General features: G+C 75.6%; 8 protein-coding genes. 5 read left to right on the forward strand and 3 right to left on the reverse strand.

Features of this window, described 5'->3' with window-relative positions; genetic code table 11:
- Positions 1 to 27 precede the first annotated feature (27 nt).
- The 5 genes from gap (at position 28) to WDZ17_RS05650 (ending at position 4,012) form a co-directional block, all read left to right on the forward strand.
- Entirely contained in the window at positions 28 to 1,032 is a 1,005-nt protein-coding gene (gap, locus tag WDZ17_RS05630; RefSeq protein WP_339574153.1) for a type I glyceraldehyde-3-phosphate dehydrogenase, read from the forward strand.
- The gene (locus WDZ17_RS05635; protein WP_339574154.1) at positions 1,029 to 2,246 is read left to right on the forward strand and encodes a phosphoglycerate kinase; all 1,218 of its coding nucleotides are present in this window, start codon (positions 1,029 to 1,031) and stop codon (positions 2,244 to 2,246) included. The genes gap and WDZ17_RS05635 overlap by 4 nt, the downstream gene beginning before the upstream one ends.
- A gap of 51 nt (positions 2,247 to 2,297) precedes the next feature.
- Positions 2,298 to 3,071 (forward strand): triose-phosphate isomerase, encoded by a 774-nt coding sequence (gene tpiA, locus WDZ17_RS05640; RefSeq protein ID WP_422631844.1) that lies wholly within the window; start codon positions 2,298 to 2,300, stop codon positions 3,069 to 3,071.
- 207 nt (positions 3,072 to 3,278) lie between these two features.
- The gene (gene secG, locus WDZ17_RS05645; RefSeq protein WP_422631845.1) at positions 3,279 to 3,530 is read left to right on the forward strand and encodes a preprotein translocase subunit SecG; all 252 of its coding nucleotides are present in this window, start codon (positions 3,279 to 3,281) and stop codon (positions 3,528 to 3,530) included.
- A gap of 131 nt (positions 3,531 to 3,661) precedes the next feature.
- Entirely contained in the window at positions 3,662 to 4,012 is a 351-nt protein-coding gene (locus WDZ17_RS05650; protein ID WP_339574157.1) for an RNA polymerase-binding protein RbpA, read from the forward strand.
- A gap of 83 nt (positions 4,013 to 4,095) precedes the next feature.
- Here the strand turns inward: WDZ17_RS05650 and pgl are convergent, their stop codons facing one another.
- Genes pgl through zwf form a run of 3 tightly spaced genes read right to left on the reverse strand, consistent with a single transcriptional unit; the run spans position 4,096 to position 7,669 of the window.
- Entirely contained in the window at positions 4,096 to 4,968 is an 873-nt protein-coding gene (pgl, locus tag WDZ17_RS05655) for a 6-phosphogluconolactonase (RefSeq protein WP_339574158.1), read from the reverse strand.
- Positions 4,965 to 6,155: a glucose-6-phosphate dehydrogenase assembly protein OpcA gene (locus WDZ17_RS05660; RefSeq protein WP_339574159.1), complete on the reverse strand. Its 1,191-nt coding sequence runs from the start codon at positions 6,153 to 6,155 to the stop codon at positions 4,965 to 4,967. Before WDZ17_RS05660 ends, pgl begins: the two co-directional genes overlap by 4 nt.
- Entirely contained in the window at positions 6,152 to 7,669 is a 1,518-nt protein-coding gene (gene zwf / locus WDZ17_RS05665; RefSeq protein ID WP_339574160.1) for a glucose-6-phosphate dehydrogenase, read from the reverse strand. The genes WDZ17_RS05660 and zwf overlap by 4 nt, the downstream gene beginning before the upstream one ends.
- Positions 7,670 to 7,729: the final 60 nt, after the last annotated feature.

A 7,729-nucleotide genomic window follows, 5' to 3' on the forward strand; every position in this document is an offset into this window, starting at 1 on the left:
GGCCCCCGACCGCTCAGGAGACTCGACGTGACCATCCGCGTGGGCATCAACGGCTTCGGCCGCATCGGCCGCAACTTCTTCCGCGCCGCGCTGGCGTCCGGGGCCGACGTCGAGGTCGTGGCCGTCAACGACCTCGCCGACAACAACGCCCTGGCGCACCTGCTGAAGTTCGACTCGACGCTCGGGCGTCTCGCCGAGGACGTCTCCGCGGACGAGCAGGGCATCACGGTCGGCGGCCGGCACGTGCGCGTGCTGTCCGAGCGCAACCCGGGCGACCTGCCCTGGGGCGACCTGGGCGCCGACGTCGTCGTGGAGTCCACCGGGCTGTTCACGGCGGCGTCGAAGGCCCGCGCGCACGTCGAGGCGGGCGCGAAGAAGGTCATCATCTCGGCGCCCGCCTCCGACGAGGACGTCACCGTCGTCATGGGCGTCAACCACGACCAGTACGACCCGGCGCAGCACACGATCATCTCCAACGCCTCCTGCACGACGAACTGCCTCGCCCCGATGGCCAAGGCCATCCACGACGAGTTCGGCATCAAGCAGGGCCTGATGACGACGGTGCACGCCTACACCGCGGACCAGAACCTCCAGGACGGCCCGCACAAGGACCTGCGCCGGGCCCGCGCGGCCGCGCTGAACATCGTCCCCACCTCGACGGGCGCGGCGAAGGCGATCGGCCTCGTCCTGCCCGAGCTCAAGGGGCGCCTGGACGGCTACGCGCTGCGCGTGCCGGTGCCGGTCGGCTCGGCGACGGACCTCACCGTGACCGTCGGCCGCGAGACGACCGTCGAGGAGGTCAACGCCGCGGTGAAGGCCGCCGCGGACGGCGCCCTCGGCCCGTACCTGAGGTACTCCACCGACCCGCTGGTGTCGGCCGACATCACGCAGGACCCGGCGTCGTGCATCTTCGACTCGGGCCTCACCAAGGTCATCGGCGACCAGGTCAAGGTCGTCGGCTGGTACGACAACGAGTGGGGCTACTCCAACCGCCTCGTCGACCTCACCACCCTCGTCGGCTCGAGCCTGTGAGGGACCTCGACCAGCTGGCCGAGCAGGTCGACGGGCTCGCGGGCAAGCGGGTCCTCGTCCGCAGCGACCTCAACGTCCCCCTCGCGCAGGAGGGCGGCTCCCGCCGCATCACCGACGACGGCCGCATCCGGGCCTCGCTGCCGACGTGGCAGCGGCTGCTCGACGTCGGCGCGAAGGTCGTCGTGTGCGCCCACCTCGGCCGGCCGAAGGGGGCGCCGGAGGAGCGGTACTCGCTGGCGCCGGTCGCCGAGCGGGTCCGCGAGCTGCTGCCGGGCGTGACCGTCCGGTTCGCGACCGACGTCGTGGGGAGCTCCGCACGGGAGGAGGCCGACGCCCTCGGCGACGGCGAGCTGCTGCTGCTGGAGAACCTCCGCTTCGAGCCGGGCGAGACGTCCAAGGACGACGACGTGCGGGGCCGCTTCGCCCGTGACCTCGCCGACGGCGCGAGCGCCTACGTCGGCGACGGCTTCGGCGCCGTCCACCGCCGCCACGCCTCGGTCTACGACGTGCCGCGGCACCTGCCGTCGGCCGCGGGCGGCCTCGTCCTCGCGGAGGTCGAGGTGCTGCAGCGGCTGACGGGCGAGCCGGCGCGGCCGTACGTCGTCGTGCTCGGGGGCTCGAAGGTCTCCGACAAGCTCGGCGTCATCGAGGCGCTGCTGGGACGGGCCGACCGGATCCTCGTCGGCGGCGGCATGGTCTTCACGTTCCTCGCCGCCCAGGGCCACGACGTCGGCACGAGCCTGCTCGAGGCCGACCAGCTGGACGCGGTCCGCGGCTACCTCGCGACCGCGGCGGAGCGCGGCGTGGACGTCGTCCTGCCGACCGACGTCGTCGCGGCGACCGCCTTCTCCGCCGACGCCGAGCACGCGGTCGTGCCGGTCGACGCGATCCCCGCGGACCGGATGGGCCTCGACATCGGGCCCGCGTCCGCGTCCGCGTTCGCCGAGGCCCTCGCGGGGGCCGGCACCGTCTTCTGGAACGGCCCCATGGGCGTCTTCGAGATGGAGCCGTACGCCGCGGGGACCCGGGCGGTCGCCGAGGCCATCGCCGGCTCGGACGCCTTCTCGGTCGTCGGCGGGGGCGACTCGGCGGCCGCGGTGCGGGCGCTCGGCCTGTCCGAGGACGACTTCGGGCACATCTCGACCGGTGGGGGGGCGAGCCTGGAGTACCTCCAGGGCGAGGAGCTCCCCGGCCTGCAGGCTCTGGAGGGCTGAGCAGTGGCAGCAGCACCCGCGGGCGGCCCCGGCGCCCCCCGTACCCCGCTCATGGCGGGCAACTGGAAGATGAACCTCGACCACCTGCAGGCGGCCTCCACGGTCCAGAAGCTGGCGTGGACGCTGCAGGACGCCAAGCACGACCCGACGTCCGTCGAGGTCGTCGTGGTGCCCCCCTTCACCGACCTGCGCACCGTGCAGACGCTCGTCGACGGCGACTCCCTCGCCCTGCGGTACGGGGCCCAGGACCTCTCCCCGCACGACTCCGGCGCGCACACCGGTGACGTCTCGGGCGCCATGCTCGCCCGGCTCGGCTGCTCCTACGTCGTCGTCGGCCACAGCGAGCGGCGCGAGGCGTACGACGAGACCGACGACGTCGTGGCCGCCAAGGCCGCCGCCGCGCTGCGGCACGGCATCACCCCCGTCGTCTGCGTGGGGGAGGGTCTCGACGTCCGCCAGGCCGGCCGCCACGTCGAGCACGTGCTCGCCCAGGTGGACGGCTCGCTCGCCGGGCTGGACGCGGCCGCCGTCGCCGGGCTCGTCGTCGCCTACGAGCCCGTCTGGGCCATCGGCACCGGGGAGGTCGCGACGCCGGCCGACGCCCAGGAGGTCTGCGGGGCGATCCGTGCGCGCGTGCGGGAGACCTTCGGCGACGAGGCGGCCGACGGGGTCCGGGTGCTCTACGGCGGCTCGGTGAAGCCGGGCAACGTCGCGGCCGTCATGGCCGAGGCGGACGTCGACGGAGCGCTCGTCGGCGGCGCGAGCCTGGACCCGGCGGACTTCGCCGCCATCGTGCGCTACCAGCACCACCACGGCGGTCGCTGACCGGGGCGACGCCCGGGCCCGTGCGGGCCGTCCGGTGCCGTCGGACCAGGACGGGGCGCCCGGTCCCGTACCCTGGGCGCCGCGCAGCCGGACCGCGGGAACGTCGGGCCCTGCGCCAGCACGACCTGACCGCCGCCGGCGCCCGCGCCGGACCACCGAGCACGCGGCCCACCGCCGCGAGCACCCGCGAGGGGGAGCACCGCCGTGATCGACGTCCTGAGGATCGTCCTGCTGGTCCTCCTCGCCATCACCGGGCTCTTCCAGGTGCTGCTCGTGCTGCTCCACAAGGGCAAGGGCGGCGGCCTGTCGGACATGTTCGGCGGGGGCATGTCCGCGAGCGTCGGCAGCTCCGGCGTCGCCGAGCGGAACCTCAACCGGCTCACCGTGGGCATGGCCCTCGTGTGGGCGGCCGTCGTGGTCCTCCTCGGTCTGGTCGAGCGCTTCGACCCGACGCTCTAGCCGCCACCTCCGGACCGGGCCTGGCCCGGACGACGGACGACCGCCCCGGCAGGGCGGACCGCGGGCGCCGCCCGCGACGACGACCACCAGCACCAGGACAGCGCGCAGGCGCACGAGCGAGGAGGGACCACGTGGCGGGAGGAAACGCGATCCGCGGCAGCCGGGTCGGCGCCGGGCCGATGGGGGAGGCGGAGCGCGGCGACAGCGCGCCCCGCGTCGTCGTGCCGTACTGGTGCGCGAACGGGCACGAGGTCCGTCCGAGCTTCGCTCAGGACTCGGGCGTCCCGGTCCCCGAGACGTGGGACTGCCCGCGCTGCGGGCTGCCGGCCGGCCAGGACCGCGCCAACCCGCCGCAGGCCCTGCGGAACGAGCCCTACAAGACGCACCTCGCCTACGTGAAGGAGCGGCGCAACGACGCCGACGGGGCGGCGCTGCTCGAGGAGGCTCTCGAGTCGCTGCGGGCGCGACGCCTCGTGCCCTGACGGACCGCGTCGCCCGACGGGATTGACGTCGGACGCCGAGAGGCCCGCACCCCCCCGGGGGTACGGGTCTCTCGGCGTCCGGGTCAGCCGCCGTCGCCGGCCAGCCGGGACGCCGCCCCGCGGTCCACGAGCCACCGGGTGGCCCGGCGACCGCGGGCCGCGACCGCCGGGGTGCGCTGCACGTCCTCGGTGTCGTCGAGCCCCCGTGCGACCGCCCGGGCCTTGTCGTCGCCGGCCACGACGAGCCAGACCTCGACCGCCGAGCGGATCGCGTCCAGCCCGAGGCTGAGCCGCAGCGCCGGCGGCTTGGGCGCGTCGTCCTCGACCACGACGGCGACCTCCGGCGTGCCCAGGGTGGGGCGCCCCGGGAACAGTGACGCCACGTGGCCGTCGGGCCCCACGCCCAGCATCAGCACGTCGAACGCCGGCACGCCCGGGCTGCGCCGTCCGTCCCCGTCGACCTCGGGGTCCCCGAGGTCCTCGGCGTGCTCGGCCAGCTCGGCGGCGTAGCGTGCCGCGGCGTCGACCGGCGCGAGCCCGTCGTCGGCCGAGGGCATGGGGTGCCAGTGCACGGCCGCCAGCAGCGGCGCCCGGCCGAGCGCGGCCCGGGCCTGGGCGTCGTTGCGCTCGTCGCTGCTCGCCTCGACGAGGCGCTCGTCCCCGAACCACAGGTGCACGCGGGACCAGTCCAGCGCCGCGGTGGGGTCCTCGGCGACGTCCGCAGGGTCGTCCTCCTCCGTCCCGACCGCCGCGGCGACCGCCTCGAGCGTGCGCCCGCCGACCCGCCCGCCGGTGAGCACGACGTGCACGGGCGCCGGTGCGGGACGGCTGCCCAGGACGTCGGCCACGGCGGAGATCAGCCGGGCGGCCGTCGTGCGGGCCAGGTCCTCGGCGTCCTCGTGCAGGGCGACCTCCACGTCCCCGACGCCCTGCCCGGGGTCCCCCCCGGGGGTCACGAGCCCGCTCCGGGCGCGGCCCGGACGACCTCGTCCGCCGCGGCGGACGGTGCCTGCTCGACGGCGTCGGCGGGGGCCTGCGGGGAGGTGGTGACCACCTCGGAGTCGTCCGTCGCCTCGTCGGTCGGCGGTGCGTCCTGCGGCTCGGCCGCCTCCACGGCGGCCGCGTGCTCGCGTCCCTCGCGCTCGCGCTGCGAGAGCCGCGTGCGCGCCGCGCTGCGGGACACGCCGGTGCCGCGGTGCTCCGCCGCGGACTCCGTGAGGCGCCGTGCCCGGCCGAGGCGGCCGAGGCCGTCCGTGAGGACCTCGCCGTAGACCTCGTCGGGGTCGAGACGGCGCAGCTCCTCGGAGAGGCAGTCGCGCACGCTGCGGCGGGGGAGCGAGACCTGCCGCTCCGGCTGGCCCGGCGCCGTCAGCAGCGCCGTGGCCCCCTCGGGCCGGACGAGCTGGACGTCGCCGCTGCGTCGCTCGAGGCGCACCCCGACGATGCCGGTCCCGCTGGAGCTGCGCACGCGCGTCACCGGGCAGTCCAGGGCGAGCCCGAGCCAGGCGGCGAGCAGGTCGGTGCTGGGGGAGTCCTCGGCGCCGGTGACGCTCGCCGTCAGCACCGGGTCGTGCGGCGGCTGGTCCAGCGCGGCGGCGAGCAGGCCCCGCCACAGCGTCAGCCGGCTCCAGGCGAGGTCGGTGTCACCGCCGGCGTGGCCGGCCGCGAGCGCCTGCAGCGCCTTGAGCGGACGGCGGGCGGCGCCGGAGTCGGTGATGCGCCGCTGCGCCATGGCACCGAGGGGGTCGTCCACCGGGACGGCGGGCGGCTCGCCCGGCCACCAGACGACGACGGGGGCGTCCGGGAGCAGGAGCGGCACGACGACCGCGTCGCCGTGGCGGGCCAGCTCGCCGTACAGCCGCGCGACGACGACCTCGCTCGCACCGGCGTCCCCGCCCACGCGGATCTGGCCGTCGAGCCGGCTGGCGCCGCGGCGGCTGCCCCGGGCGATGACGAGCACGCGGCAGGGGTGCTCGCGGCTGGCGTCGTTCGCGGCCGCGATGGCCTCCTCGGCGCCCTCGTCACCGGTCGCGATGACGAGCGTGAGGACGCGTCCGAGGGCGATCGCGCCGCCCGTCTCGCGCAGGTCGACGAGGCGGCGGTTGAGCGCGCTCGTCGACGTCGAGGGCAGGTCGATGATCACGGGCGCCTCCACTCGCGGCCGTCGCGCGCCATCATCGCGAAGGCGCTCTCGGGGCCCCAGCTGCCCGACGGGTAGGTCTCCGGGACGCCCGCGGCGGCCCAGTGCTCGATGACCGGGTCGAGGATGCGCCAGGACAGGTCGACCTCCTCGTGCCGCGGGAACAGCGGCGGGTCGCCCAGCAGGACGTCCAGGATGAGGCGCTCGTAGGCCTCCGGGCTGGACTCGGTGAAGGCGTGGCCGTAGCCGAAGTCCATCGTCACGTCGCGCACCTCCATGGCGGTCCCGGGGACCTTGGAGCCGAAGCGCAGCGTCACGCCCTCGTCCGGCTGCACCCGAACGACGAGGGCGTTCTGCCCCAGCTCCTCGGTCGCCGTCTGCTCGAAGGGCAGGTGCGGCGCACGGCGGAACACGACGGCGATCTCGGTGACCCGGCGGCCGAGGCGCTTGCCGGCCCGCAGGTAGAAGGGCACGCCCGCCCAGCGGCGGGTGTCGATCTCCACCTTCACCGCCGCGAAGGTCTCGGTGGTCGAGCCCGGCGGGATCCCGTCCTCCTCGAGGTAGCCGCGGACCTCGCGCCCGCCCTGCCACCCGGGGGCGTAGCGGCCCCGGGCGGTGGAGGCGTCGAGACCCTCGGCCGGGTGCCGGACGGCGGACAGGACCTTCTCCTTCTCCGCGCGCAGGTCCGCGGCGTCGAAGGAGACCGGCTCCTCCATCGCCGTCAGCGCGAGCAGCTGCAGCAGGTGGTTCTGGATGACGTCACGGGCGGCACCGATGCCGTCGTAGTAGCCGGCGCGCCCGCCGATGCCGATGTCCTCGGCCATCGTGATCTGCACGTGGTCGACGTGGTGGGCGTTCCAGGTCGGCTCGAAGAGCTCGTTCGCGAAGCGGAGGGCCAGGAGGTTCTGGACCGTCTCCTTGCCGAGGTAGTGGTCGATGCGGAACACCGAGTCCGACGGGAAGACCCGCTCCACCACGGCGTTGAGCTCCCGCGCCGACGCGAGGTCGTGCCCGAAGGGCTTCTCGATGACGACCCGGCGCCAGGAGCCATCGTCGGCGCGGGCCAGCCCCGAGCGGTCGAGCTGCTCGCAGACGACGGGGAAGCTCGACGGGGGGACCGAGAGGTAGAAGGCGACGTTGCCGCCCGAGCCCCGCGCGGCGTCCAGGTCGCGGACCGTCCGTGCCAGCTCGTCGAAGGCCGCGTCGTCGCCGAACTCGCCGGGGATGAAGCGCAGGCCCTCGGCGAGCTGGCGCCACACCTCCTCGCGGAACGGCGTCCGCGCGTGGTCCCGCACGGCGTCGTGGACGACGCTGGCGAAGTCCTCATCGGCCCACTCGCGACGGGCGAAGCCGACCAGCGAGAAGCCCGGCGGCAGGAGGCCGCGGTTGGCGAGGTCGTAGACGGCGGGCAGGAGCTTCTTGCGGGCGAGGTCGCCGGTCACCCCGAACATCACGAGGCACGAGGGGCCGGCGATGCGGGACAGCCGCTTGTCCCTCGGGTCGCGCAGCGGGTTCACCTCGGCCGCCCCGCGGCCGTCGCCCAGCAGGCCCGGGGGGGGGGGGGGGGGGGGGGGGGG

The organism is Pseudokineococcus basanitobsidens (assembly GCF_037482545.1).
GTDB classification, from domain to species: Bacteria; Actinomycetota; Actinomycetes; order Actinomycetales; family Quadrisphaeraceae; genus Pseudokineococcus; species Pseudokineococcus basanitobsidens.

What these genes read in the sequence shown, in the direction of transcription:
- tpiA (WP_422631844.1), top strand. Translation starts at nt 2,298, where the DNA reads ATGGCGGGCAACTGGAAGATGAACCTCGACCACCTGCAGGCGGCCTCC.